General features: G+C 64.8%; 20 protein-coding genes and 1 tRNA gene. 8 read left to right on the top strand and 13 right to left on the bottom strand.

What is annotated here, in order from left to right; genetic code table 11:
* Positions 1 to 14: 14 nt before the first annotated feature.
* The 3 genes from tssI to GWQ44_RS28155 all read right to left on the bottom strand — a co-directional run bounded on the left by tssI (position 15) and on the right by GWQ44_RS28155 (position 4,472).
* Positions 15 to 2,372 carry a type VI secretion system tip protein TssI/VgrG gene (gene tssI / locus GWQ44_RS28165; RefSeq protein ID WP_275928814.1) on the bottom strand — a complete coding sequence of 786 codons (2,358 nt, stop codon included), beginning with the start codon at positions 2,370 to 2,372 and terminating at the stop codon, positions 15 to 17.
* Positions 2,373 to 2,702: 330 nt separating this feature from the next.
* Positions 2,703 to 3,155 carry a hypothetical protein gene (locus GWQ44_RS28160; protein ID WP_110724508.1) on the bottom strand — a complete coding sequence of 151 codons (453 nt, stop codon included), beginning with the start codon at positions 3,153 to 3,155 and terminating at the stop codon, positions 2,703 to 2,705.
* A gap of 96 nt (positions 3,156 to 3,251) precedes the next feature.
* On the bottom strand, positions 3,252 to 4,472 hold the full coding sequence (locus GWQ44_RS28155) for an MFS transporter (protein WP_275928813.1): 1,221 nt from the start codon (positions 4,470 to 4,472) through the stop codon (positions 3,252 to 3,254).
* Between the two features lie 121 nt (positions 4,473 to 4,593).
* Here GWQ44_RS28155 and GWQ44_RS28150 point away from each other — a divergent pair, with 121 nt between their 5' ends.
* Entirely contained in the window at positions 4,594 to 5,502 is a 909-nt protein-coding gene (locus tag GWQ44_RS28150) for a LysR family transcriptional regulator (protein ID WP_275928812.1), read from the top strand.
* Positions 5,503 to 5,514: 12 nt separating this feature from the next.
* Here the strand turns inward: GWQ44_RS28150 and GWQ44_RS28145 are convergent.
* Positions 5,515 to 5,589, bottom strand: a tRNA-Gln gene (locus GWQ44_RS28145).
* A 169-nt stretch (positions 5,590 to 5,758) separates the two neighbouring features.
* A complete protein-coding gene (locus tag GWQ44_RS28140; protein WP_275928811.1) occupies positions 5,759 to 6,457 on the bottom strand; it encodes a hypothetical protein in 699 nt (232 codons plus the stop codon).
* A gap of 184 nt (positions 6,458 to 6,641) precedes the next feature.
* Between GWQ44_RS28140 and GWQ44_RS28135 the strand changes: the two genes are divergently transcribed.
* The 5 genes from GWQ44_RS28135 to GWQ44_RS28115 all read left to right on the top strand — a co-directional run bounded on the left by GWQ44_RS28135 (position 6,642) and on the right by GWQ44_RS28115 (position 14,429).
* Positions 6,642 to 8,237: an FAD-binding oxidoreductase gene (locus GWQ44_RS28135; protein ID WP_275928810.1), complete on the top strand. Its 1,596-nt coding sequence runs from the start codon at positions 6,642 to 6,644 to the stop codon at positions 8,235 to 8,237.
* A 3-nt stretch (positions 8,238 to 8,240) separates the two neighbouring features.
* Positions 8,241 to 9,827, top strand: coding sequence for a glycerol-3-phosphate dehydrogenase/oxidase (locus tag GWQ44_RS28130; protein ID WP_275928809.1), 1,587 nt, complete (start codon positions 8,241 to 8,243; stop codon positions 9,825 to 9,827).
* A 23-nt stretch (positions 9,828 to 9,850) separates the two neighbouring features.
* Positions 9,851 to 11,425 carry an FGGY-family carbohydrate kinase gene (locus GWQ44_RS28125; RefSeq protein WP_275928808.1) on the top strand — a complete coding sequence of 525 codons (1,575 nt, stop codon included), beginning with the start codon at positions 9,851 to 9,853 and terminating at the stop codon, positions 11,423 to 11,425.
* 119 nt (positions 11,426 to 11,544) lie between these two features.
* Positions 11,545 to 12,048, top strand: a complete 504-nt coding sequence (locus GWQ44_RS28120) for a hypothetical protein (protein WP_103740316.1) — start codon at positions 11,545 to 11,547, stop codon at positions 12,046 to 12,048.
* Positions 12,049 to 12,302: 254 nt separating this feature from the next.
* Positions 12,303 to 14,429 carry a TonB-dependent receptor gene (locus GWQ44_RS28115; protein ID WP_275928807.1) on the top strand — a complete coding sequence of 709 codons (2,127 nt, stop codon included), beginning with the start codon at positions 12,303 to 12,305 and terminating at the stop codon, positions 14,427 to 14,429.
* Positions 14,430 to 14,471: 42 nt separating this feature from the next.
* On the opposite strand, the gene GWQ44_RS28110 is transcribed toward GWQ44_RS28115, so the two are convergent.
* Positions 14,472 to 14,969 carry a hypothetical protein gene (locus GWQ44_RS28110; protein WP_016964185.1) on the bottom strand — a complete coding sequence of 166 codons (498 nt, stop codon included), beginning with the start codon at positions 14,967 to 14,969 and terminating at the stop codon, positions 14,472 to 14,474.
* Positions 14,970 to 15,262: 293 nt separating this feature from the next.
* On the opposite strand from GWQ44_RS28110, the gene GWQ44_RS28105 reads away from it, so the two are divergent.
* Positions 15,263 to 15,793, top strand: a complete 531-nt coding sequence (locus tag GWQ44_RS28105) for a hypothetical protein (RefSeq protein ID WP_047304173.1) — start codon at positions 15,263 to 15,265, stop codon at positions 15,791 to 15,793.
* Positions 15,794 to 15,801: 8 nt separating this feature from the next.
* Here the strand turns inward: GWQ44_RS28105 and GWQ44_RS28100 are convergent, their stop codons facing one another.
* The 4 genes from GWQ44_RS28100 to GWQ44_RS28085 all read right to left on the bottom strand — a co-directional run bounded on the left by GWQ44_RS28100 (position 15,802) and on the right by GWQ44_RS28085 (position 19,552).
* Positions 15,802 to 16,275, bottom strand: coding sequence for a hypothetical protein (locus tag GWQ44_RS28100; protein ID WP_047304174.1), 474 nt, complete (start codon positions 16,273 to 16,275; stop codon positions 15,802 to 15,804).
* 102 nt (positions 16,276 to 16,377) lie between these two features.
* Positions 16,378 to 18,090 (bottom strand): amidase, encoded by a 1,713-nt coding sequence (locus GWQ44_RS28095; RefSeq protein WP_275928806.1) that lies wholly within the window; start codon positions 18,088 to 18,090, stop codon positions 16,378 to 16,380.
* Positions 18,091 to 18,236: 146 nt separating this feature from the next.
* Positions 18,237 to 18,683 carry a hypothetical protein gene (locus GWQ44_RS28090; protein ID WP_275928805.1) on the bottom strand — a complete coding sequence of 149 codons (447 nt, stop codon included), beginning with the start codon at positions 18,681 to 18,683 and terminating at the stop codon, positions 18,237 to 18,239.
* Between the two features lie 20 nt (positions 18,684 to 18,703).
* A complete protein-coding gene (locus GWQ44_RS28085) occupies positions 18,704 to 19,552 on the bottom strand; it encodes a suppressor of fused domain protein (RefSeq protein WP_275928804.1) in 849 nt (282 codons plus the stop codon).
* Between the two features lie 190 nt (positions 19,553 to 19,742).
* Between GWQ44_RS28085 and GWQ44_RS28080 the strand changes: the two genes are divergently transcribed.
* Positions 19,743 to 20,108, top strand: a complete 366-nt coding sequence (locus GWQ44_RS28080; RefSeq protein WP_103740307.1) for a hypothetical protein — start codon at positions 19,743 to 19,745, stop codon at positions 20,106 to 20,108.
* Positions 20,109 to 20,242: 134 nt separating this feature from the next.
* On the opposite strand, the gene GWQ44_RS28075 is transcribed toward GWQ44_RS28080, so the two are convergent.
* From GWQ44_RS28075 to GWQ44_RS28065, 3 genes are all read right to left on the bottom strand, one after another.
* Positions 20,243 to 22,462, bottom strand: coding sequence for an OsmC domain/YcaO domain-containing protein (locus GWQ44_RS28075; protein WP_103740306.1), 2,220 nt, complete (start codon positions 22,460 to 22,462; stop codon positions 20,243 to 20,245).
* Positions 22,463 to 22,756: 294 nt separating this feature from the next.
* On the bottom strand, positions 22,757 to 23,755 hold the full coding sequence (locus GWQ44_RS28070) for an NADP-dependent oxidoreductase (protein ID WP_275928803.1): 999 nt from the start codon (positions 23,753 to 23,755) through the stop codon (positions 22,757 to 22,759).
* 68 nt (positions 23,756 to 23,823) lie between these two features.
* Entirely contained in the window at positions 23,824 to 24,693 is an 870-nt protein-coding gene (locus tag GWQ44_RS28065; RefSeq protein WP_275928802.1) for an alpha/beta hydrolase, read from the bottom strand.

The raw sequence follows: 24,693 nt of genomic DNA, 5'->3' as shown, positions 1-24,693 counted from the left end.
CTGGTTCTCCGCACTTACTGGTTTTTGGGTGGGATGACCGGGTTCAGCGCGGCCATTCGATAGTCGTCCTTGGTGTTCAGGGCTTCAAGTTGATCCACTTGTCCTTGATAGTCGCGGTAGCCACGGCGGGCCAGCGGCTGGTGCGGGGACTCGGGTTCGTCGCTCTGGTCTTTGGGCTCGATCTCGAAACGGTGACCGTTGATCAGTTCAACCGCATAGGCCAGGGTGCCGGGCACATGCTCGAAGCGAATCAGGCCATCGGCACCGGTCAGGCCCTGCTGAATCAGCGCGCCATCGGCGAACAGCTGATAGGGTTCGTCCTCGTATCCCGGTACACCCGGAAGGGGGCTGATCACCGCGCTGAGACGATGGATCACCTCGGGAGCCGGCTGCGACGGTCCACGTTCCAGCAAGGTGCCGGCCTTGGCGGTGGCGGCCGGCAGGGGCACGACCGGCAACAGGCTGGCGGCGCCGCTGCCTTGCCCCGCCGAGCCCCCCGCATTCACCTTGAGCAACGCTCCATTCACGCTGACGCCGCTGGCGTCGAGCTTGATAAAGCTGCCCCCGGCTTGCACCGTCAGTTCACTGGCCGCTTCGATCACCATTTTCTGGCCCGCTTGCAGATGAATCTCACGCCCGGCCTGGAGCAGTTGTGCGTTGCCCAGCTTGATGTGCTGGTCGTGCGCCACGTTCAGGTGGTCGTCGGCGCGGATTTCGGTTTTGCGTTCGCCGTGGACGGTGCGGTGTTCCTCGGCCTTGAGTTCGCTGTAGCTGTTGGCTTCGACGCTGTCGTGACGCTCGTGGCCAACGCGAATCTTCTGGTCGTGCTGGATGTTTTCATCCCAGTCGCGCTGGGCGTGGACGAAGATCTGTTCGGCGCCTTGCTTGTCTTCGATGCGCACTTCGTTGAAGCCGGCGCCACCCGGCGAACTCAGGGTCTTGAATAGGCTGCGGGTCTTGTTGGCCGGCAGTTCGTAGGGCGCCGGGTGTTCCTGGTGATAGAGGCAGCCACTGATCAGCGGTTGGTCGGGGTCGCCTTCGAAAAAGTCCACCAGCACTTCCATGCCGATGCGCGGAATGGCGAGGGCGCCGTAGCGGTCGCCGGCCCAGCTGGAGGCGACCCGCAGCCAGCAACTGGTCCGGTCGTCGCCCTGGCCTTCGCGGTCCCAGTGGAACTGCACCTTGACCCGGCCATATTGATCGGTGTGGATTTCCTCTCCTGCCGGGCCGGTGACCACTGCGGTCTGGCTGCCGAGGACCCGGGGTTTCGGATGGTCCAGCGCGGAGCGGAAAAATACGTCCCAGGGGGTGGCGAGGAAGCGGTTGCGGTAGCCCTGCTGGAAGCCATCGCTCGAATCGCTGTCGCTGGTGATGGATTCTTCCAGCACCTGGGGCTGTTTGCCTTCGTGGGTCACCTGGGTCAGCAGCCAGAGGTCGTTCCACGCCTGGCGCGGGTGATCGGACAGTTCCAGCAAATGCCCGCTGACCAGTCGCGGTTCATCGCCCCAGCCCTCAGCTTGCAGGTAGTCGGCGCGGTGGCGTTCCAGGGCGCGCTGGCTGAGCAACTTGCCCCGTTCGCGATCAGTGAAGCGCCCGGGATAGTCGTAGTCCTCCAGGTCCGGTTGCTGGGTCTGGGCGTCGGGCTTGTAGGCGGCCTCCATTTGCAGGCGTGGTTTTTCGAAGTCGTAGTCGCGTCGGGTGACGCGGCTGCTGCGGGTTTCCAGGCGCACGTTGAAACCCTTGATCACCGGCTCATCGGCCACCAGCCCGCTGCCGCGCACATAAGCGGTGGGGCGGCCGAGCTTGCGGAACACGCTCTGGTTATCGCTGAACACCAGCAAATGCGCCTCGCGGCTGTGCTGGAAGTGGTAGTGCAGGCCTTCTTCTTCACACAGGCGCTGGATGAAGTGCAGGTCGCTTTCGTCGTACTGCACGCAGTAGTTGCGCTCGGGGCACGGCTGCTGGATCTGGAACTGGTAGGCATCGCCGAGGATGCCGTGCTCTTCGAGGATCAGGGCGATGATCTGCGGCGCCGAGAGCTGCTGGAAAATCCGCTGGTTGCTGCGGTGGCGCAGGTAGTCCAGGTGCGGCTGCAGCGACAGGCTGTAGCGGCTCAGGCGCTTGCCGGCATCACCCTGGGCGATGCGCTGGATCAGTCCATGGATGCCGTGGCCCTGAGAGTCGAAGGCGAGAAAGGCCGGTTGGTGCAGCAGCGGTTCAAGGTCGATGAAGGGGCGTTCGCTGACCAGTTGCAGGTCAAAGCGAAACGGCTGGCTGATGGCTTCGCTGCCCTGGAAGGCGAGCACCTGGAAGTCGTGCTGGATGCCTTGGATGTCCAGGCTGAAGTGGGTTTGGTCGGCCGGGCTGAACATGGGTCGCTCCTTGACGTGTTGCGGCTGAATCCATTAGCCGAGGCGCCGCTGATCAACGAAAAGATTGTCGATCAGCGGCGGACAGCTGAAAAACAGCGGACAACTTAACAAGGAGCGGGCGGCCACCGTCATCGGACTTATCTGAACGTTTTGGCGAAAAGATACTACCGTCCGCTGATTCAAATCGGCGGGTTGCCCCGGTCCCGCCTCAACGCCGGTCGCTAGTCAATGGCCGTCCCCGGCGTGGTCATCTGTTGCTCAAGGCCAGGGGACCATGCGGGTAACAACATCGGGGCAGCGCCGGGCATGGCCCTGCCTTGGCCGGCCCGTTCAAACCGTGGCGATCATGCAGCCCAGGGCCCCGGACTCCTGATAGATCACCCGTCCCTTGTGGGTGTTGGCGAAATCCCGCAGGCCGCGTTTGGCCACGTCGCTGTAACCCAGGGCGACGGCCCAGCGCGCAGCCACCGGGTCGGTGTACTGGGTCAGCTTGTCGATGTCTTTCTGGGTTTCGGCCAAGAGTTTGTTGCCGGCATTGGTGGCGCTTTCGACTTTGAGTTCGATCGCGTAGTTCTCCACGTTATGCTGCGCCAGTACGTCCAGGCGCAAGGCCTGGTTGGGCGCCGGATAGGGCACCTCGCGGGCGGCGGCCACATGGACCGAGCGCAGCAGGATCAGGAACTCCACCTGAAACCACACTTCCCAGGCCGCGCCGGTGCTGATGGCGGCCTCGATGCGCGCGTGGTCGTTGAGGATCAGGTGGCTGAGATCGGTATTTTTCATGGCGCGTTGCTCTTTGTAGGGGAGGGTACAAAGGGGAACGAACCTTCTGGGGCGATGTGAACGGCAGGTGAAGGCCCGGTTGGTCGGGCGGGATCCTCAGGGCATGGCGTCTGCCCGGGTTTCGCTCTCCGCGGGCCGGTGCAGCCTGGCCGCGCCCAGCCAGTAGAACAGCCCGCCGGTGGCAATGAACGCCGCCAGCATGTAGAAGATCCAGTGCGCCGGGTAGCTGGCCAGGACCATGCCGCAAAGCATCGGGCCCAGGGCCCCGCCGAGGTTGGAGAGGTTTTGCGCGCCGTAGTACAGGCCTCGCAGGTGTTCGGGGGCGATCAGGTCGATGAACATGTATTCAGCGGGAAACACGATGATTTCCCCCAGGGTGAACACCACCATCGACAGCACCCACAGCGGCAGGCTGGTGGCCAGGCCGAACCCGGCGACCCCCAGCAGGAACAGGCTCAGGCCCGCCGCCAGCCACTGTTTCAGGTATCTGGCGGTAATCCTGCGGCCAATCGCGTACTGCAGGGCAATGACCAGCAACGCATTGGTCGCCACCAGGGTGCTGATGGTGCTGTAGGCGACTTGCGCGGATTCGGTGACCACCAGGTACTGGGACAGGTAAGCCGAGAACTGGCCAAACACCACCGCGCTGAGCAAGCCGCCGAGGGTGAAGCAGATCAGCCGGTAATCCCGCAGCAGCTGGCGGCCCAGCGCGGGAAAGGACAGGGGTTGATGGGGGCTGGCGCCGGACTGGAGCTGCCTGTCGCCCTGTGTCAGGTACAGGGCAAGGAATCCGCCTCCCAGGGCGCTCGACGCGATAAAGGGCAGGCTGATGCCTTGCTGGGCCAGCCAGGCGCCGAGCAACGGGCCGACGGCATAACCGATGTTGGTCAGGGTGTACTTGATCGAGAACGCTTCACTGCGTTCGCTCACCGTTAACTGCTGGGCAAAACCGGCTTTGGCCGCGATATCGAACACTGCGTAGGCAAGGTTGATCGACACCAGGCACAGGTAGAGCAGCCACAGGCCGGGGGCGGCAAAGGCGCCGACAAAGCCCAGGGTGAAGATTGCGACGCAGGCCAGGATCAGCCGGTAGGTGGCGATCCGATCCACCAGGTAACCGCCGTAGAGGCTCAACAGCGAGCCGACGATCAGGCTGCTGCCGATCACCAGGCCGATATCGGCGACGCTCAGGGCGTAGCTGGCGGACAGGTAGATCACCAGATAGGGCAGGGTGATCGCCCGCGCCAGGGTCAGGATCAGCGACCCCGACAGCAACAGCTTGATGGTGCCCGGGTAGTGTTTCAGGGTGCGCAGCATCCATGCCTCTTCAAAGGGTGCAGGTTGAGTCGGGGGGATTGAGCTTACTGAGGAATTGGCTTCTGTTTTATGATGATTTTTCTTTAGTGAAGGGAAATTGATTCATGAATAAGGACGCGGCATGTTTGCTTCCGAACGCCTGAAGGGCATCGATGTTTTTGTCTGTGTGGCCGACTCCGGCAGCTTCAAGGCCGCTGCCGAGCGCCTGAACCTGACGCCGTCCGCCGTCAGCAAGGCTATCGCCCGCCTGGAAAGCCGCCTGCAGGCCCGGCTGTTGCAGCGCACCACCCGCCGCCTGGCGCTGACCGATGCGGGGCAGGCCTTCTATCGCACCTGCACCGGGGTACTGGCCGATCTGCAAGAGGCCGAGTGGGCGTTGCAGGCGGAAAACACCGAGCTGCGGGGCAAGGTGCGCATCGATCTACCGGGAGCCTTTGGCCGCACCCAGGTGTTGGAATTGATCTTGCGCTTTGCCCGGGAACACCCCTTGCTGCAACCCCACGTGACCTTTGCCGATGCTTTTGTCGATCCCCTTGAGGCTGGTGTCGATATTGCCGTGCGCCTTGGCGGACCCGCGCAGTGGCTCGCCGCGTTGGGGCATCGTCAGCTGGGCCATGAGCGGCATCTGTTCTGTGCCTCGCCGGCGTACCTGCAGCATCAGGGCACGCCCTTGACCGATGCCGATCTGCTGCGGCACCGCTGCATCGCCTACGGCTGGGTGGATGGACGGGTCAACCCGTGGAGCTTTCCCGGCAGCCGGTCAGGGGAGATCGAGCGTCGGGTGATGCCGGCCGCTTGCGTGGTCGGGGATGGCCAGGGGTTGTTGATGGCGGTGATGGCGGGCTACGGGATCGCCCAATTGCCGTCGTGGCTGGTCAAGCGCCAGCTGGAGGAGGGCAGTCTGGTGCAGGTATTGCCGCAGTCGGCAACCCAGGGGCAGGCCATCCATCTGTTATGGATGAAGAATCGTCAGGCATTGCCCAAGGTCAGCGCCTTGCTGGAGCTGTTGGCCGAACACTTGATGGGATAGACAGAAAGAAAATGGCAGGGGCGGCTGGATTCGAACCAACGCATGGCAGGATCAAAACCTGCTGCCTTACCGCTTGGCGACGCCCCTGTAGTTGTTGCGAAGTTACTTGCTTTGACTGCCGGACCGGGGAGGTCCGCTGCAAGAACGGGCGCAAATTTATCAACTTATGTGCCGGCTGGGAAGCCCCCAATGCAAAAAAATGAGTTTGAAAACAGCTGCTTAGTCTTTTTCAGGGCATTTTTATCCGTCCCGGGGTTCAAGGGACCAGGTAGCCGGGCTGTGAATCCTTCAGCGGCTGGGCCATGTCCAGTGCGCGGCGGATGGCCCGCAACTCCGCGCCTTCCAGGAGGCGCCGGCCAAAATCATAGTCGTCGCCCCCCGGGCCCAGGTGCACCGAAAGCAGCCCGAACAGCTCCCCGTCCACCTCTTCGATGAACATTTCCATATAGGTTTCGTGGCGGCGGTAGGCGCTGAGGTAGATCAGCCCCTGGACCTCGGCGCGACTGCAGTTGTCGATGGCCTCCCAGGTCAGGCAACTGCCCTGTCCATTCTCGATCAGCGGCATGTGCCAGGCCTGCGGCGCCAGCGGTTGGGCGCGCAGGGCCGCGGGCAGGGGCTGGCAGGACAGGACCAGGAAGCGGTACCGGTGCCGGCCATGGTAGAGGGCGTTTCGGGGCGGCTCGGGCGCCGGGCCGGTGATGCGCACCCGCAGCAGCTGGCTCAGGGCGATTTCCGAAGGCTGCTCGTTCCAGCCATTGAGGTCGGCAACCGGCGGGCACCAGATCAGTTGCAGGGTGTCGCCGATCAGGAGGCGCTCCTGCTGCTCGAAGAAGGCCGAGCTTTCCTCGCCCACCACGGGCAGCAGGTCGCTCAGGCGCAAGGTTGGCGCGCCGTAGTCGATGCCCAGGTCGGTGGACCAGAACAGCGGGGCGCAGGTTTTCAGGGTTGCCGGCATGGACGCGAGCCTGTGATGGGGAGGGGGAGGATTCTTCGGTAACTGGCGCCGGATGTCACCTGTGTCTGACTCAATCGGCTACATCCTCTGGCGCGATGCGACCGTGACAGCGTTCAGCCGCGCACTAGTATAGGGAGCCTCGATAGCGACTCAATTCCTGTAAGAACGGCAGAAGGACACACGCATGCGACGCTGGAACGGCTGGGGGGATGCATCCACGGTGGTCGAATTGCCGGCCCAGGGCGCGGGGTTTCTCGCCGAGCGCCTGGGGCCGGGACGCCGCTTGCCGGAGGCGACCCTGGAGCAGGCGCTGGCCAAGGTCCCGGCTTCACGCCTGGCCGCCCACCCGCTGTATTGCATCGATCCCCAGGAACGCCTGCTGCACGCCCGCGGCCAGAGCCTGGCGGACTGGTTGGCCCTGCGCGAAGGCGCACTGGGGGTTTATCCGGATGCCGTGGCCTTTCCGGAAACCGCCGAGCAGATCCGCCAATTGCTGGCCCTGGCCGAGGACCGCGACCTGTGCCTGATTCCCTACGGCGGCGGTACGTCGGTGGCCGGGCACATCAACCCGCCCTGGTCCGAACGCCCGGTGCTGACGGTGTCCCTGGCGCGCATGAGCCGCCTGCTGGAGCTGGACGAAGACAGCCTGCTGGCGACCTTCGGCCCCGGTGCCAGCGGTCCGCAAGTGGAAAGCCAACTGCGCGCCCGGGGCTACACCCTGGGGCACTTTCCCCAGTCCTGGGAGCTGTCGACCCTGGGCGGCTGGGTCGCCAGCCGTTCCAGTGGCCAGCAGTCGCTGCGCTATGGGCGCATCGAGCAGCTGTTTGCCGGCGGCACCCTGGAAACCTTTGCCGGGCCGATGCCCATCGCCAGCTTTCCGGCGTCCGCCGCCGGGCCGGATCTGCGCGAGGTGGTACTGGGCAGCGAAGGGCGCTTCGGGATCATTTCCGAGGTCAAGGTGCGGGTCAGCCGCCTGCCGGATGACGAGCGTTTCTATGGGGTGTTCCTGCCGGACTGGACCCAGGCCCTGCAAGCGGTGCGCGCCCTGGCCCAGGCCCGGGTGCCGCTGTCGATGCTGCGCCTGTCCAACGCCCTGGAGACTGAAACCCAACTGGCCCTGGCCGGGCACCCGACGCAGATCGCCTGGCTGGAAAAATACCTGGCCCTGCGCGGCGCCGGGGCGGGCAAGTGCCTGCTGACCTTCGGTGTGACCGGCAACCGCCAGCAGAATGCCTTGTCCCTGCGTCATGCACGCCAGCATCTCAAGGCCTTCGGCGGGGTGTTCACCGGCACCTTGCTGGGCAAGAAATGGGCGCAGAACCGCTTTCGCTTTCCCTACCTGCGCGAAAGCCTGTGGAACGCCGGTTACCTGGTGGACACCCTGGAAACCGCCACCGACTGGAGCCATGTCGACCGCCTGATGCAGCGTATCGAGGGCAGCCTGCGCGACGGCCTGGCCGCCGAGGGCGAGCAGGTGCATGTGTTCACCCACCTGTCCCATGTCTATGGCCAAGGGTCGAGCATCTACACCACCTACGTGTTCCGCCCGGACGCCCAGTACCCGGCGACCCTGGCCCGCTGGCAGGCGCTCAAGCACGCCGCCAGCCAGACCATCGTCGATCACCACGGCACCATCAGCCACCAACATGGGGTCGGCAAGGACCACGCGCCTTACCTGCTGCGGGAGAAGGGCGCGCTGGCGATCGACACGTTGCAGGCGCTGAGTCACCACTTCGACCCGGCCGGGCGTCTCAACCCCGGCACCTTGCTGGAGCAGTGAGTCATGAGCCAGGACTGGAACGCCCAGTGGCGGCAACAGGTGCTGCCGGAACTGGCGGCGCAACCCTGGGACTTGATCGTGATCGGCGGCGGCATCAGCGGTGCCGGCATCCTGCGTGAGGCAGCGCGGCGCGGTTGGCGCTGCCTGCTGCTGGAGCAGCGGGACTTTGCCTGGGGCACCTCCAGCCGTTCCTCGAAGATGGTCCATGGCGGCTTGCGCTACATCGCCAAGGGCCAGTGGCGCCTGACCCGGGACTCGGTGCGCGAGCGCCAGCGCTTGCTGCAGGAGGCCCCTGGGCTGGTGGAACCCATGAGTTTCCTGATGCCGCATTACCGCGGCCAGTTTCCCGGGCCCAAGGTGTTTGGCGGCTTGCTGAGCCTGTATGACGCCATTGCCGGGCGACGCAATCATCGCTTTCACGACGCCCAGCAACTGCAGTACCTGGCCCCCGGGGTCAAGGAACCGGGGTTGCTCGGTGGCACCAGCTTTCTCGATGCCCTGACCGACGACGCGCGCCTGGTGCTGCGGGTGCTGGCCGAGGCCCGGGCCGATGGCGCCGTGGCCATCAATGGCCTGCGAGTGACCCGCCTGCTGCGAGAGAACGGGCGGGTGTGCGGGGTGGCGATCGAGGACAGCGAAACGGGCGCGGTGCAAACCCTGGACTGCGCGGTCCTGGCAGTGGCCACCGGGGCCTGGGCCGAGCGCCTGCGCCCGGCGAGCAACGGTCGGCAGCTGCGCCCGTTGCGCGGCAGTCATTTGCTGCTGCCGGGCTGGCGCCTGCCGGTGGCCCAGGCTTTGAGCTTCATGCATGGCGAGGATCGGCGGCCGGTGTTCGTCTTCCCCTGGGAAGGCGCCACCGTGGTCGGCACCACCGACCTCGATCACCGCGACGACCTGGACCAGAGCGCCAGCATCAGCCAGGAAGAACTGCGCTATCTGCTGGCCGCCTGCGCCCAGCAGTTTCCTCAGGCGCAGATCGGTCCCGGGGACGTACTGTCGACCTGGGCCGGGGTGCGCCCGGTGGTGGCGGGTAGCGAGGGGCAGCAGGGCAAGCCGTCCAATGCCACCCGTGAACATGTGCTGTGGCAGGAGCCCGGCTGCGTGACCCTGGCCGGTGGCAAGCTGACCACCTTCCGCCCCCAGGCCATCGAAGTGCTGCAAGCCTGCGGGGCGATGCTCGGGCGTGACGTGGTGGATGACGGCGCCCCGGTGTTGGCGCCCGTGGCAGCGCTGGACATCCCTGGCCTGAGTCGCGCCCAGACACGGCGCCTGGCCGGACGCTACGGTCGCGACCTGCCGCGCCTGGCGCAACAGGTGGCGACCCTGGGCAGCGACTGCATCGGTGCCAGCGACACCCTGTGGGCCGAGCTGGCGTTGGCCGCCGAGACGGAGATGGTCCTGCACCTGGACGACCTGCTGCTGCGCCGCACCCGGATCGGCCTGCTGCTGGCCGAGGGTGCGGCCCAGTACCTGCCGGCCATTCGCCGCCTGTGCCAGCCTCGACTGGGCTGGGACGATGGCCGCTGGCAGGCCGAGGAACAGCGCTACCGGGCCTTGTGGCAACGCCATCACAGCCTGCCGAATGCCTAACGATGCTCAACCAAGAGAGCCCCATGGATAACCACGACAACAAGAAGCAGGACTGCCTGCTGGCCATCGACAACGGCACCCAGAGCGTCCGCGCACTGCTGTTCGACCTTGAAGGCAACCTGTTGGGCAAGGGCAAGATCGAGCTTGAGGCCTATTACTCGACCCAGCCCGGCTGGGCCGAACAGGACCCGGACTACTACTGGGCCAAGCTCGGCGAAGCCTGCCAGCTCTTGTGGCAGCAGACCGGCATCGACCGCTCGCGGATCCGCGGCGTGTCCCTGACCACCCAGCGCGGCACCCTGATCAATGTCGACGCCCAGGGCCGCGCCCTGCGTCCGGCGATTCTCTGGCTCGACCAGCGCCAGGCCGCCGTCGAGGGGCGCATCAAGGGGCCCTGGGGCTGGCTGTTCAAGCTGATCGGCGCCGAGGCCACGGTGGACTATTTTCGCGCCCAGGCCGAAGCCAACTGGGTGGCCCAGGAGCAGCCCGAAGTCTGGGCCGCCACTGACAAGTTCCTGCTGCTCTCGGGCTTTCTCACCCATCGCCTGACCGGCAATTTCGTCGACTCGGTGGGCTGCTCCGTGGCCTACCTGCCATTCGACTACAAGCGCCTGCGCTGGGCCGCGCCCAGCGACTGGAAGTGGCAGGCCCTGGCGGTGCGTCGGGAACAGTTGCCGACCCTGCTCAAGCCCGGCGAAACCCTGGGCCGGATCAGCGCCCAAGCCAGCCGCCACACCGGCATTCCCGAGGGCTTGCCGCTGATCGCCGCCGGCGCCGACAAGGCCTGCGAGGTGCTCGGCTCCGGCGTCCAGGACTCGACCACCGCCTGCCTGTCCTACGGCACCACGGCCACCATCACCACCACCCGTTCCCGTTACCTGGAAGTGGTGCCGCTGATCCCGCCGTACCCGGCGGCAGTGCCGGATCACTACAACTGCGAGGTGATGATCTTTCGCGGCTACTGGATGGTCAGCTGGTTCAAGCAGCAGTTCGGCCTGCGCGAAGTGCAGCAGGCGGCGGAGCAGGGGCTGGAGCCGGAACAGCTGTTCGACGCCCTGGTCCAGGCGGTGCCGCCCGGGTCCATGGGCCTGACCCTGCAACCCTACTGGTCGCCGGGCATCCGCGAGCCGGGCATGGAAGCCAAGGGCGCGATGATCGGCTTTGGCGACGTGCACACCCGGGCCCATATCTACCGGGCGATCCTCGAAGGCCTGGCCTATGCCCTGCGCCAGGGCATGGAACGCATGGAGAAACGCTCCAAGCTGAAGATCACCCGCCTGCGGGTGGCCGGCGGCGGCTCGCAGAGCGATGCGGCGATGCAACTGACCGCGGACATCTTCGGCCTGCCGGTGGAACGCCCGCATGTCTATGAAGCCTCGGGCCTGGGGGCGGTGATTGCCTGTGCGGTGGGCCTGGGGCTGTACCCGGACTTTGCCACGGCGATCAGCGCCATGACCCGGGTCGGCGCGGTGTTCGAGCCCCAGCCGCAGGCGCAGCAGATGTACCAGCGGCTGTACCGCGAGGTCTACCTGCGCATGTACCGCCAGCTCAAGCCGCTGTACCAGAGCATTCGTGAGATTACCGGTTACCCGGCCTGAGGGCGCGGGCCAGGAGGGGTAAGGGTTCCCGGTCGAAAAAAACCGCTTGCGCGGCACGGCTCAACTATCGTCACCCAGGTGGACGGAACCCTATGACAACCTGAACCGGTGAGCCGAACATGAACCGCCAGGACGCGCTGAACATCCTCTGGAAGCGACTGTTCATCATCTTTGTGCTGCTGTTGGCGGCGTCCCTGGGGGCGGTCGCCATGGCTGACGGCTACACCATTCCCTCGGTGGTGTTCATCGTCGGCAATATCGGCGGTTACGTAGGCTTTCACCGGCAACTGTCCCACCTCTGCGAGGAGGAAGTCCTCAGCCTGTGCAGCTCGTGGTTCAACGTGCTGCTGCCGTCGTTCATCGGCGGCATCCTCGCGGGCCTGCTGTACATCCTGTTCATCTCCGGCGTGGTGCAAGGTGAACTGTTTCCCCATATCGTCGACGACAAGATCTGCCGGTACCCGGACAACAGTTTCTATGTGATTCTCTGCCAGCACGCGGACGGCTATGCGTCCTACGGCAAGCTGCTGTTCTGGTCCTTTGTCGCGGGTTTCAACCAGAACTACGTGGTCGATCTGATCGAGAACATCAAGGGCAGCAAAAAAGCACAGGGTGAGGCGTGAGCGAAGACAGCAAGAGCAAAGCCGGCCAGGTCAAGGGCCCGGCGTCGTACGTTCCGTCGCCTTGGTGGCGCACCTTCTGGCGGGAACCAAGAACCCTTAACGCTGCTTGCCGGACGCTGTGGCTTCGCCAGTGAAGGCGTGACTGCCGACATCCGCTTTCCTGGCGAAAAAAAGCCCAATTCCCCTGTGTTCTCTTGGTCCTTTCCTGCGTCGCACCTTGCATTGCCCCCTTTCTGCCTGTCGGAGTTTTCTCGATGTCGTCGCCCAAATCCCTGCCCGCAGCCTTGCTGGGCCTGGCCCTGGCCTGCCCGGCGTTTGCCGAATCCCGCGCTGTGCAGCTGGCCCCGGCGCAGGTCCTGGGGCAGGACCAGGGGGGCGAAGGGCAGGGGATGGAAGAGGCCGAGGCGCAGCTGGCCCAGGTGCCGGGCGGGAGCAATCTGGTGGACATGCGCCAGCCGCTGCAGGGCCGGGTGGCCAGCAATCAGGATGTGCTGGCCTACCAGCCTGGGGTTTACGCTCAGTCCGCCGGCAACGAAGGGGTGAAGATCTCGATCCGCGGCTCGGGCATCAACCGCGCGCCGGGCGCCCATGCCTCGGGGCTGTACACCATGCTCGACGGCTTGCCCCTGACCGGCCCCGGGGGTACGCCTTATGAATTGCTGGAGCCGTTGTGGGTCGATCACGTAGAGGTGCTGCGCGGCGCCAATGGTTTCGACCGTGGCGCCCTGGCCCTGGGCGGCGCCATCGATTACGTCAGCCATACCGGCTACGACGCACCGCGCTTGCAGGTGCGCTACGCCACCGGCAGCCACGGTTATCAGCAGCGTCAGGTCAGCTCCGGGCAAGTGCTGGGGGATTTCGATTACTACGTCTCGCTGACCGATGCCAACGCCGACGGCTATCAGGACCACACCCGCAGCCAGAGCAAGGGGGTGATCGGCAATTTCGGCTATCGCTTCAATCCGAACCTGGAAACCCGTTTCTACCTGCGCTACCGCGAGACCGACAACGATCTGGCCGGGCGGGTCAGCAAGCATTCCATCGAGCACGACCCGCGGGCAGCCAATCCGGCCTACGTCAGCCGCGACGACCGTCGCAAGCAGCCGGGCAGCACCTTTGTCGGCAACAAGACCACCTACTACATCGACGACGATTCAAGCATTCAGACCGGTCTGGTCTACCACGACTACCCGATAGACCTGCGCGAAGGCCCCAACCGCCTGAAGGTGGCCTACAGCGACGTCAGCGGCACCTTCGACTACAAGCGCCGCGACACTCTCTGGGGCCGGGAAAGCCGCAGCACCCTGGGCCTGCGGGTGACCAAGCACCTGCCCAATGACGGCGCCAGCGAGTTCGTGCGGATTCCCACCGGCAACACCGCCAACTATGCGCCAGGCACGCGAATCCGCAACTTCACTTACCAGGGCTCGGATACGGTCCTGCACTTTGGCAATGACCTGGAAATTGCCGATGACCTGTGGCTGACCACCGGGCTGGCGGCCATCTACACCCGTCGCGAAAGTGCGGTGACCTACCCCGAAGGCGGTGGCAAGACCAGCCTTGGCGACTGGGACTACGCGCCGCGCCTGGGCCTGCGCTACCAGTTGACCTCGGATGTGCAACTGTTCGGCAACCTCAGCCGCTCGGTGGAAGCACCGCACCCCTGGTCGCTGATCTACAGCTCGAACCTGCGTTTCCCACCCACCAGCGGAGTGGCCAGCGGCGCCCAGCGCGATCCGATCAAGCTGCGCAACCAGACCGCCACCACCCTGGAACTGGGCGGTCGCGGCGACAGTGGCTTGGGTCAGTGGAGCCTGGCCTGGTACTACGCCCAGGTGCGTCATGAGCTGCTCTCGGTACTGCCGGACCCCAGCGCCACCACGCCCTATGAACTCAACGCCAGCCCCACGGTGCACCAGGGCGTGGAAGCCAGCCTGCACAGTGAACTGTGGTCGCGCCCGGGCGTGGGCCGCCTGAGCCTGCGCCAGGCCTACACCTTCAGCGACTTCCACTACCGCGACGACGCGCGCTTTGGCGACAACCGCCTGCCGGGCCTGCCCATGCACTACTACCAGGGCGAGCTGCGCTACGACTGGCCCCTGGGCTTCTTCGCGGCGGTCAACACCCAGTTGGTGTCGAAGGTGGCGGTTGACTACGGCAACAGTTACTACGCCGACCCTTACGCGTTGTTCGGCGCCACCTTGGGCTACAACGCGCCGAAGAACGACTGGCAGACCTGGATCGATCTGCGCAACCTCACCGACAAGCGCTACGCCGCCACCGTGACCCCAGGCTATGACGACAAGGGGCTGGACGCGGCGCGCTCGACACCGGGAGAAGGCTTGGGGGTGTACCTGGGGGTGTCCTGGAGCCTGCGCTAAAGGGCTAGGTGGTGAATCCGCACGATCGCTGCGGGCCCAGGCTCAATTGCGGAAATACAACTCGTCCAGCTGCCGTCGGCGGATCACCAGGTACTCGTTCCAGACCTTGGGGAAATCCTCGTCCCGGGTGAAGGGAAAGGTCAGGTAGACGGTGCGACCGATGACACTGATGTACTCCCGCATGCGCTTGTACGCCGGTTGCTCCAGCAGCGAGATGTACTCGTCATAGGCGTGGTGGTAGTGGGTAATCGTGACCCGGTGGGGCGCGATCATGCAGCGGGAAAAGTCGATCACCCAGCCGTGACTCATGCCGTTGCCCAGGTACCCGTAGACCCCGTCCTCGGACAGGCTGATGTGATTGCGTGCCTGCTCGCCATCCTCGTCGTTGACCAGCACGATCTGGGTTTCGAAATAGCGGATGACCTGCTGCTCGGGGCCGCGCAGGTGCAGGTTCCAGCTGATGGCGCCCATGCGGAATTCACCTTGTTCGGCAAATTCGGCAATCCAGCCGTTGGCGAGGGTAATGCGGTGTGTGGTCATCGTTGTCCTGGTGATGGCTGTCCCTGAAGGTCGGGGATTGTACGTCAGCCTCTGTGCGAAACGGCAGGGTCCGTGGCGAGCCGTTGTTCATGCCGGCATGCGGACCGGTGTGGCCATTGCGGATCAGGGCATGCAGCACGCAATGAATGTCCTTGAGGGGAAGCGCTTCAGCGCAGTGTTCGGCCAATCAGACCGTGAGCGGCCATGCAGGGTACGGCATAATGCGCGGCCGTTTTGGCTAAACCCAGGAATTGATCAGGAGGATCAGGCCGGCTATGTACAGACTTGGGCACATGATAGACAACCAGTGGGTGGAGCACAGTTATCCGCCTGTATTCGTGGTGGCCCCCATTGGCGAAGGGCAGCGTGTGGTGGCCGGCGTTCCAGGCTCGGACCCGCAGGTCCTGATCAGCCTGCTGCGCTGCCTGACCGAGCCGCTGGTCCTGCTGTTCGTGCTGCACACGCCTCGGGACGACTCGCAAGCGGGCCGCTACTGCAGCCCGCAGTTGTCGCGTGAGGAGGTTGAAGATTTCATCTATGACTTCAAGCCATTCCTGTGTGGCGATAGCCGCTTTGATCTTTGGGTTCACTCGCCGGAGCAACAGGCCACTGTGGTCTGGGACCGGCACAATCTGATCTACGCCTACGGCCCGCTTGACGAGTACGCCAGCGCCTTGCGAGCGCTTGGCTTCAGCCATGGCAAGCCGCAACTGCCGGTGCCCCATACGCATTACTACCATCCGCAGCTGGACGACCTTGGCAGGCAACTGCTCGACCGGTTCGACTGGGAACACGCGCCATTGCGACCTGAGGATGAGCAGTGATGGTGCAATCAAGCCCACTCATGCTCGGTCAATCTTTTGAATTCAGTGCAGGCCTCATCAAACTGCTGCCTGGAGAATTCGGCGCGTTGAGCGTTGCTGTTCCAGGCGACCGCAGTGACCAGTCCGCCGATCACTGCGACGGCTCGTCCAAAACGTTCCCAGATCAGTTTGTCTCCCCGTACCACCTGCTCGACCACGGCCACTGTGCAACTGAGATCCATGTCGTCGGGGCAGATCAGCAACGGGACGATGCTTGAGCAGTCCTCGCTCGCGGGAGCCAGCAACTGCCAGGCAAGTTCTGCGTGCTCGTCATCGATCAGCCAGCCCTGGGCCGGTACCAGCCCCTCGGTGCTGTCTGCCCCCGAGCCATCGTAGACAACGCCCTTGATCCAACTGTCCAGGGGGACGCCGTCGACGGTGAAGACGGGGTGGGGAGCCTTGGTGTATTTCGATTGATGCATTGCAGCGCGAAGGTTGTTCATGGGGCTCTCGCCAACGGGTTGAGCGCAAAAGGTCGTGCGCAGTGGGGGGACTCGAAGGGGCGGCGTTGAGGATCGGGGCCGTTGCGGCCCCGATCCGGTTTGTCAGTGACCGCTGTGCAAGGCCGGTGTCCGTGGCGGAATCAGGCGCTTGTTGCCGGTGGACTCGAAGGCCGATGCCAGGCGCAGCAGATTCGAATCGTCATAGGCGCGCCCGGCGAAGGTCAGGCCCACCGGCATGCCGATGTCCGCCATCACCCCCATCGGTACGGTCACCGTGGGCACGCCCAGATGGCGGATGGCGAGGTTGCCGTTGGCCACCCACACGCCGTTGCTCCAGGCGATGTCCGCCGACTCGGGATTGATGTCGGCATCCGCCGGGCCAACGTCGGCCACGGTGGGGAACAGCACCGCGTCCAGCCCCAGGTGGTCCATCCACTCTTCCAGGTCGATGCGCCGGGTCTGCTCCAGGCCGCGCAGGCCGTCGGCCAGGGAGGCGATCTGGTCCCAGGTCTTGAGCCCGCGCTTGGCCATGGTCACGTACTGGTCCATGCCGGCGGCCAGGTCGTCTTCGCGGTTGGGCAGGGTGCCGGGGTCGTGGGGGAAGATCTTCGGCCCGTCGACATCCGCCAGGCGGTTGAGCTTGGGATCGTTGTTGGCCCGCAGGAAGTCGTCGAAGGCCCAGCCCGAGAGTTCCCACAACTCGTCATGCAGGAACTCCTGGCTCACCAGGCCGCGGTTGTACACGGTCGGCGCGCCGGGGCGGTCGCCTTCGCAGTTGGACACCAGGGGGAAGTCCACTTCCAGCACTTCGGCGCCGGCGGCTTCCAGGGCCTGGCGCGCCTGCTGCCAGAGGTCGATCACCGAGGGCCGGGTGTGGATGCGCTGGCCGGTAGGGCCGCCGATACCGGGCTTGTCGCTGGTGCCGGCTTCGGGGTCGGCGTTGATGTACATGCGCGGTACGCCCAGGCGCTTGCCCTTGAGCGCCGTGGCGTCGGCTGCCAGTTGCGGGTAGGACGCCGGGCGCACCGAGCTCACGCTGGGGATCGGCACCCAGGGTTGCAGGCGCCACAGGTCACCGCGGGTGTCCGGGTCCTCGGCCACCACCACGTCCAGCACTTGCAGCAGGTCGGCCATGGTCCGGGCGAAAGGCACCACCACGTCCATGGTCGGGGTCAGCGGCCAGTTGCCGCGCACCGAAATCACCCCGCGCGACGGCGTGTAGGCGCACAGGCCGTTGTTGGAGGCCGGGCCACGACCGCTGGACCAGGTTTCCTCGGCCAGGCCGAAGGCGGCGAAGCTGGCGGCGGTGGCGGTGCCGGCGCCATTGGACGAGCCGGAGGCGAAGGGCGCGGTCAGGTAGTTGGCGTTATAGGGGCTTTCCGCGCGGCCATACACGCCGCGCTGCATGCCGCCATTGGCCATGGGCGGCATATTGGTCTTGCCCAGGCAGATGGCCCCGGCAGCCCGCAGGCGCTCGATGGTGAAGGCGTCGCGGTAGGCCACCAGCTCGGCAAAGGCCGGGCTGCCCGAGGCTGCCGTCAGGCCCTTGACCAGGTAGCTGTCCTTGGCGGTGTAGGGAATGCCGTCCAGCGGGCCCAGGGTCTGGCCCTTGGCGCGACGCTCATCGGACGCTGCGGCCTCTTTCAGGGCCTCGGGGTTGCGCACCACCACGGCGTTGAGCGCGGTGGCAGTCTCCGGGCCATCGTAGGCGTCGATCCGCGCCAGATAGGCCTGGACCAGCTCCACGGCGGTGGTCCGGCCCGATTCCAGAGCGGCGCGCAGGTCGGCAATGGACACTTCAGTGACTTCGATCATGCTGCTACCGCCGCTGGCTGGTGGGTGAGGAGGTCAAGCGGGCGCAACGGGGCGCGGGTCTTCGGGTATTGGCTGTGCATGGTGATTCTCGTGGTGCGGTTCGGCACGACAGGGATGGCCTGGAAAGCAGGGGGCCTTTTTAGCATTTAGCGCGGGGCAGAGGAATGGTTGAACTCGCCGAGGTAATCAAGAGTTGCGGTGTTTTCGGGTTTGAGCCGGTTGGGACCGGGGGCATCCGATTGCCGGTCGCCATGGATCGAGTCACTGGCGATGAGGATGTAGTGGCTGTAGCCGGGGTTGATGCGCGTGCGCAGTTGCTGTTTTTCGGCGTCGCTGCGGATCAGTGATTGCAGGTATTGCGGGCCGTCTTCACGCTCGATCAGTTCGACGAAATCGGCGTCCATGTCATAGCCCAGCTCCTGTTTGAGGCGCCAGCTGGGGTTGCGGGCTTCCCAGGCGCTGAACTCGGCGGCGCTGGCATCCGCCGCAGGTTCCGGTTCCCACTGTTCGAAGGTGAACAGTTCGGCCTCGGCCTGGTTCGGGAAGCGCGCGGCGAACAGGTGAAAGGCAAAGTAGGCATCGGCTGCTTGCATCGGCTAAATGGCTCCGTTGTTCAGACTACGCTGGCGCGCTGCAGGTGGCTGACATGACCCAGGCCAGCGGCGTTAAGGCGCGCGGCCAGGTCTTCCCGGGCCTGGGCGCCGCCGTTGCGCACGTAGTCCAACTCCGCGGCGGTGATCAGCACCACCGGCACCAGGGTCACCGGCGACAGCGGCATATCGTCCAGGCGGGTCGGGAAGTCCGGGGCCGGGCCGCCGATCAGCACCCCGGCGCAGTCGTCGGCGCTGACAAAGTGCGCCGGCAACTGCTCGCTCATGGCCCGCGACTGGCTGACCCCGGGCAGTTCCAGGGACAGCACGCCGTAGCGCTCCAGGCGCGAGCGGTAGCCACCGGCATCGGCCACGGTGCCGGCCACGCAGCGCAGCAGTTCGAAGGTCCAGCTGTCGGCAAAAGGCGAGACGTCGCCAACCGCGCCCTGGGCGTGGGCCGGGATGTCCGGGGTTTCGATGAACAGCTCCATCTCGAAACCGTTGCCCAGGTCGTCGCCTTGCACACCATCGAACGGGTCGGACAGGCCCTCGGTGGCGAGGAGGATACGCTCGTTGCGGCGCACGATACGGTAGGCCTGGCGGGTGGAAGGCCAGTGGGGCCCGCCCATGAAGCTGGGGCTGATGGCAAAGCCCAGGACATCCTGCTCGCAATGGCCGACCGCTTGCCAGTGACGATCGAGACAGGCGGCGCCGGCCTCCATCAGGGCAATACCGGCCAGGTCGGTTTCGCTTGGCGAGTACTGGGCGTCGGGCGCCTCGGCAGCGGCCGGCTCGTGGGCGGGCAGGGCGGGCTCGGCTTTTTGTGGCGCCGGCTTGTTAAAGACGCTGAGCAGCTTTTGCAGGAAGTTCATCGAGCGATCCTTGCGGGGGCCAGTGCGTTGCATGCGGGGCGCAGCGCACGGCTAGAAAGACAGGGGCGCGCATTGTGACGGGTTTGCCATGCCCGTGGAAACCAACGGCTGCGCGTTGCGTTAAGCCTTGCCTTGCCGAAGCCGCGGCCCGAGAATCCGCCCCGGTCCGCTAGCAAGGAAAGTGATCTGCATGCCTTACCCGAAAAAGCTCAGCCCGGAGTTTTCCGGAGCCCTGAGAACCTTCAGTTTCTGGGTCGCCAACGGCACCCTCGGCTACCCGCTGCTCGAAGGTATCGACTACCGGAGTGACCTCGGCGAAGAGCCGAGCATGCTGGAGATGGCCTACGCGATTTTTGCCAATGTGCTGGAGCTGGACGAAGAGGGCGTACCGCTGAATGCCAAGTACGCCGAGTACCGGGCGGCGCAATACATTCGCCAGTATTGCGATCCGGGCTACACCGTCGTGCCGGCATTCGAGGAATGGGAGCAGGAGCTGTACGGCCCGCCCGAGCGAGAAGACCGCAAGCCCTGGCCACCCGGGGTGCGCAAGGCCTGACGCGTCACTGTAGGAGCGAGCTTGCTCGCGATGGTCGCCAACGAAAACGCCGCGTTCACTGGGGAACGCGGCGTTCTTCAGGGCTTCGCGAGCAAGCTCGCTCCTACGGGTACAGGCAGGTACGGGGCGCGGTGTCAGCGGTTGGCGGCGGTCCACTTGGCCCGTGCCGCGTGCAGCTTCTTGTAGCTGTCGATCAGCCGCAGGTGGCGGTCCAGGCCTTCGAGTTGCAGGTTGGTCGGGGTCAGGCCGTAGAAGCGCACGCTGCCTTGCACTGAGCCGATCACCGCGTCCATCCGTTCGTTGCCGAACATGCGCCGCAGATTGGCCTCGTAGTCCGCCAGCTCCAGCTCGTCGTCCAGCTCCACTTCCAGCACCGCGTTCAGGGCCTGGTAGAACAGCCCGCGCTCGACGGTGTTGTCGTTGTATTGCAGGAACATCTCCACCAGCTCCTTGGCCGGGTCGAACTGCCCCAGGGCCACGTGGATCAGCAGCTTGAGTTCGAGGATGGTCAACTGGCCCCAGGCGGTGTTGTCATCGAACTCGATGCCGATCAGGGTGGTGATGTCGGTGTAGTCGTCCAGCTCGCTCTGTTCCAGGCGCTCCACCAGGTCCCGCAGGCCGTCTTCGTCCAGGCTGTGCAGGTTGAGGATGTCTTCGCGGAAGAACAGCGCCTTGTTGGTGTTGTCCCAGATCAGGTCGTCCACCGGGTAGATTTCCGAGTAGTCCGGCACCAGGATGCGGCAGGCGGTGGCGCCCAGGTGCTGGTACACCGCCATGTAGACTTCCTTGCCCAGGCCTTCGAGGATGCCGAACAGGGTGGCCGCTTCCTCGGCGCTGGCTTTTTCCCTTTCGCTGAAGCCGCTCTGGCTGGTGAAGTCCCACTCGACGAACTCGAAGTCCGCCTTGGCGCTGAAGAAGCGCCACGACACCACGCCGCTGGAGTCGATGAAGTGCTCGACGAAGTTGTTTGGCTCCATCAGCGCCTGGCTTTCAAAGGTCGGCTGCGGCAGGTCGTTCAAGCCTTCGAAACTGCGGCCCTGGAGCAGTTCGGTGAGGCTGCGCTCCAGCGCCACCTCGAAGCTTGGGTGCGCGCCGAAGGACGCAAACACGCCGCCGGTGCGCGGGTTCATCAGGGTCACGCACATCACCGGGAACTCACCGCCCAGGGACGCGTCCTTGACCAGCACCGGGAAGCCTTGCTCTTCCAAGCCCTGGATGCCGGCTAGAATGCTCGGGTACTTGGCCAGCACTTCCTGGGGCACGTCCGGCAGGGCCAGCTCGCCTTCGAGGATCTGGCGCTTGACCGCGCGCTCGAAGATCTCCGACAGGCACTGCACCTGGGCTTCGGCCAGGGTGTTGCCGGCGCTCATGCCGTTGCTGAGGAACAGGTTCTCGACCAGGTTGGAAGGGAAGTACACCACCTCGCCATCGGACTGGCGCACATAGGGCAGGCAGCAGATGCCGCGCTCGATATTGCCCGAGTTGGTGTCGTACAGATGGGAGCCGCGCAGCTCGCCATCCGGGTTGTAGATGGCCAGACAGTGCGCGTCGAGGATCTCCTTGGGCAGCTCATCCTTGCGCCCCGGCTGGAACCAGCGCTCGTCCGGGTAATGCACGAACTCGGCGTTGGCGATCTCTTCGCCCCAGAACTGATCGTTGTAGAAGAAGTTGCAGTTCAGGCGCTCGATGAACTCGCCCAGGGCCGAGGCCAGGGCGCTTTCCTTGGTTGCGCCCTTGCCGTTGGTGAAGCACATCGGCGACTGCGCATCGCGGATGTGCAGCGACCAGACGTTGGGCACGATATTGCGCCACGAGGCGATTTCGATCTTCATCCCCAGGCCGGCGAGGATCGCCGACATGTTGGCGATGGTCTGCTCCAACGGCAGGTCCTTGCCGGCAATGTAGGTGCTCTGGGTCGCGCTCGATTGCGGCATCAGCAGCGCCTGGGCATCGGCGTCGAGGTTTTCCACTTCCTCGATGATGAACTCGGGGCCGGTCTGCACCACCTTCTTCACCGTGCAACGGTCGATGGAACGCAGGATGCCCTGGCGGTCCTTGTCGGAGATGTCCGCCGGCAGTTCGACCTGGATCTTGAAGATCTGGTTGTAGCGGTTTTCCGGATCGACAATGTTGTTCTGCGACAGGCGGATATTGTCGGTGGGGATGTTGCGGGTCTGGCAGTACAGCTTGACGAAGTACGCTGCGCACAGCGCCGAAGAGGCCAGGAAATAGTCAAACGGCCCCGGCGCCGAGCCATCGCCCTTGTAGCGAATCGGCTGGTCGGCCACCACCGTGAAGTCGTCGAACTTGGCTTCAAGTCGAAGGTTGTCGAGAAAGTTGACCTTGATTTCCATGGGGGCACCGGCATCGCGAAGCAAAAAATGGCGGGCATTATCCGGGATTTTGCGCGGCAGTGGGGCGGTTTTTGGACGCAAACGGACGAACTCAACCCGTTTTGCCCTACTGCTCAAGCATCAGGCTGCGCCAAACGATCGCTCGCGGTTCAACAGGCACAACGTCCGGTTGCGGTGCCTGCCTGTCGCGCTCCGGTGCTGACGCCGTCGGATTTTGTTCTGGCGATGACTGGCAAGGCGATAGAAGGTGCTCAGCCTCGGCCCGCTCGGTTGAGTCATCGATAGATGGAATCGTCATTTGATCCTGACCACCACCTTGCCCTTGGCCCGTCCCTGCTCGACGTACTGCAATGCTTCTGCCGTGTCTGCAAAGGCAAAGCTGCGGTCGAGCACCGGCTTGATGATTCCGGCCTCGATCAGCGCGGTGATCTGTTGCAGCTGGGCGCCATCGGCCCGCATGAACACAAAGGCGTAGCGGATGTCCCGCTGGCGCGCCTTGCGCCGGATACCCCAGCTCAAAAGCCGCATGACCTGCTGCAACGGCCAGGCCAGCCCTTGCTCTTGGGCGAATTGCAGCGTGGGTGGCCCGGAGATGGAAATCAGCTGGCCGCCGGGCTTGAGGACCTTGAGGGACTTTTCCAGTACGTCGCTGCCCAGGCTGTTCAACACCAGGTCGTAGCCATACAGGACGCTTTCGAAGTTCTGCTGCTTGTAGTCGATCACCTGATCGGCCCCCAGGGCCTTGACCCACTCGACGTTCGCCGTGCTGGTGGTGGTCGCGACGAAGGCGCCAAGGTGCTTGGCCAACTGGATGGCTAGGGTGCCGACACCGCCTGCGCCGGCGTGGATCAGCACTTTCTGGCCCTTTTTCACCTGGGCGGTTTCCACCAGCACTTGCCAGGCGGTGAGCGCGACCAAGGGGATCGACGCGGCCTCGATCATGCTGGTGTTGGCCGGTTTCAGGGCGACGGCCTGTTCGTTCACGGCGATCCATTGGGCGAACGTCCCGATCCGTGTTTCAGGTGGGCGCGCGTAGACTTCGTCTCCCGGCTTGAAGCGTTGCACCTGGTGGCCAACTTCAACCACGACGCCCGCCAGGTCATTGCCCAATATCAGCGGCAATGCATAGGGCAGGATCAGTTTGAATTCGCCTGTGCGGATCTTCGAGTCCAGCACGTTGACGCTGCTGGCGTGGACCTCGATCAACACGTCGTGGGCACCTACCGTTGGCGTGGGCGCTTCGCCAATGCGCCCGCTGTTCTTGCCATAGCGATCAATTAGAAAGGCTTTCATCGTGGTGCGGCTCTTGTCGGTTGGAATAGGTGTGGGCGGTGCTTGGGTGGGGTTGCTGTCATGGGGGCTCAGTCGTCAAGGAACGCCCGGGCCTTGGCCACGAAGTCCGCGTGGTACTGGAAGATGCCGCCGTGCCCGGCATCCTCATACATCACCAGCTGTGCGTTGGGGATCCGCTTGGCCAGGGCATGAGAGTTGATGCTGGGCACCATGATGTCGTTGTCGCCATTGACGATCAGCGTCGGCGCCCGCAAGCGCCCCAGGTTCTGCGGCGCCTGTCTGCCCCAGGCAGTGATGGCTTGCAACTGCCGCAGGAAAGCGCCGGGCGTCGGGCTCTTGTCGCGATGCTTGCGGCGAGCTTTCAGGCGTTGCAGATACTCCGAGGCGGCTCGGCGACCATTGGCTGTCGAGGTGAAGAATAGGTAGACCTTGGGATCGCGCAAGGTCAGCAAGCCTTTGAGCATCAAGGGCCAGGTCACCGAGCCGACCTTGTCGATACCGCTGCCGCCGGCCGGCCCGGTGCCGGTGAGAATCAAGCGGCGCACCAATTCGGGGGCCTTGAGGGCGATGTCCTGAGCAACGAAGCCGCCGAGTGAAAAGCCCAGCACATCGACGCTCTTGAACCCCAGGGCCTGTATCAGCCCAATGGCGTCTTCTGCCATTTCGCCGACCGTCCGGGGGGCGACGCCACCCGAGCCGCCGATGCCGCGATAGTCGGTGGTGATGACTCGCCGGGTCTGTGCCAGCCCATCGATGATCGCCGGGTCGAAGTTGTCCAGCACCGCGCCCCAATGGTTGAACAGCACCAGGGGCACGCCGTCCGCGGGACCGGTATCGCGATAGGCGAAGGGAATGCCCCTGACCATGATCGACTGGTTCGCCGCGTTGACGAACGAGGTCTGTACAGCCGGGGCGAGAGTTGTCTGGGTTGGATTCAT

Source organism: Pseudomonas sp. 3MA1, assembly GCF_029237275.1.
Classification (GTDB): Bacteria; Pseudomonadota; Gammaproteobacteria; order Pseudomonadales; family Pseudomonadaceae; genus Aquipseudomonas; species Aquipseudomonas fluorescens_AP.
The sequence above is the reverse complement of the archived record's forward strand: the minus strand, read 5'-3'. Positions and strand labels throughout refer to the sequence as shown.

Coding starts and splice junctions, on each gene's coding strand:
- tssI (WP_275928814.1), bottom strand. CDS start 2,372: ATGTTCAGCCCGGCCGACCAAACCCACTTCAGCCTGGACATCCAAGGC.
- GWQ44_RS28160 (WP_110724508.1), bottom strand. CDS start 3,155: ATGAAAAATACCGATCTCAGCCACCTGATCCTCAACGACCACGCGCGC.
- GWQ44_RS28155 (WP_275928813.1), bottom strand. CDS start 4,472: ATGCTGCGCACCCTGAAACACTACCCGGGCACCATCAAGCTGTTGCTG.
- GWQ44_RS28150 (WP_275928812.1), top strand. CDS start 4,594: ATGTTTGCTTCCGAACGCCTGAAGGGCATCGATGTTTTTGTCTGTGTG.
- GWQ44_RS28140 (WP_275928811.1), bottom strand. CDS start 6,457: ATGCCGGCAACCCTGAAAACCTGCGCCCCGCTGTTCTGGTCCACCGAC.
- GWQ44_RS28135 (WP_275928810.1), top strand. CDS start 6,642: ATGCGACGCTGGAACGGCTGGGGGGATGCATCCACGGTGGTCGAATTG.
- GWQ44_RS28130 (WP_275928809.1), top strand. CDS start 8,241: ATGAGCCAGGACTGGAACGCCCAGTGGCGGCAACAGGTGCTGCCGGAA.
- GWQ44_RS28125 (WP_275928808.1), top strand. CDS start 9,851: ATGGATAACCACGACAACAAGAAGCAGGACTGCCTGCTGGCCATCGAC.
- GWQ44_RS28120 (WP_103740316.1), top strand. CDS start 11,545: ATGAACCGCCAGGACGCGCTGAACATCCTCTGGAAGCGACTGTTCATC.
- GWQ44_RS28115 (WP_275928807.1), top strand. CDS start 12,303: ATGTCGTCGCCCAAATCCCTGCCCGCAGCCTTGCTGGGCCTGGCCCTG.
- GWQ44_RS28110 (WP_016964185.1), bottom strand. CDS start 14,969: ATGACCACACACCGCATTACCCTCGCCAACGGCTGGATTGCCGAATTT.
- GWQ44_RS28105 (WP_047304173.1), top strand. CDS start 15,263: ATGATAGACAACCAGTGGGTGGAGCACAGTTATCCGCCTGTATTCGTG.
- GWQ44_RS28100 (WP_047304174.1), bottom strand. CDS start 16,275: ATGAACAACCTTCGCGCTGCAATGCATCAATCGAAATACACCAAGGCT.
- GWQ44_RS28095 (WP_275928806.1), bottom strand. CDS start 18,090: ATGATCGAAGTCACTGAAGTGTCCATTGCCGACCTGCGCGCCGCTCTG.
- GWQ44_RS28090 (WP_275928805.1), bottom strand. CDS start 18,683: ATGCAAGCAGCCGATGCCTACTTTGCCTTTCACCTGTTCGCCGCGCGC.
- GWQ44_RS28085 (WP_275928804.1), bottom strand. CDS start 19,552: ATGAACTTCCTGCAAAAGCTGCTCAGCGTCTTTAACAAGCCGGCGCCA.
- GWQ44_RS28080 (WP_103740307.1), top strand. CDS start 19,743: ATGCCTTACCCGAAAAAGCTCAGCCCGGAGTTTTCCGGAGCCCTGAGA.
- GWQ44_RS28075 (WP_103740306.1), bottom strand. CDS start 22,462: ATGGAAATCAAGGTCAACTTTCTCGACAACCTTCGACTTGAAGCCAAG.
- GWQ44_RS28070 (WP_275928803.1), bottom strand. CDS start 23,755: ATGAAAGCCTTTCTAATTGATCGCTATGGCAAGAACAGCGGGCGCATT.
- GWQ44_RS28065 (WP_275928802.1), bottom strand. CDS start 24,693: ATGAATCCAACCCAGACAACTCTCGCCCCGGCTGTACAGACCTCGTTC.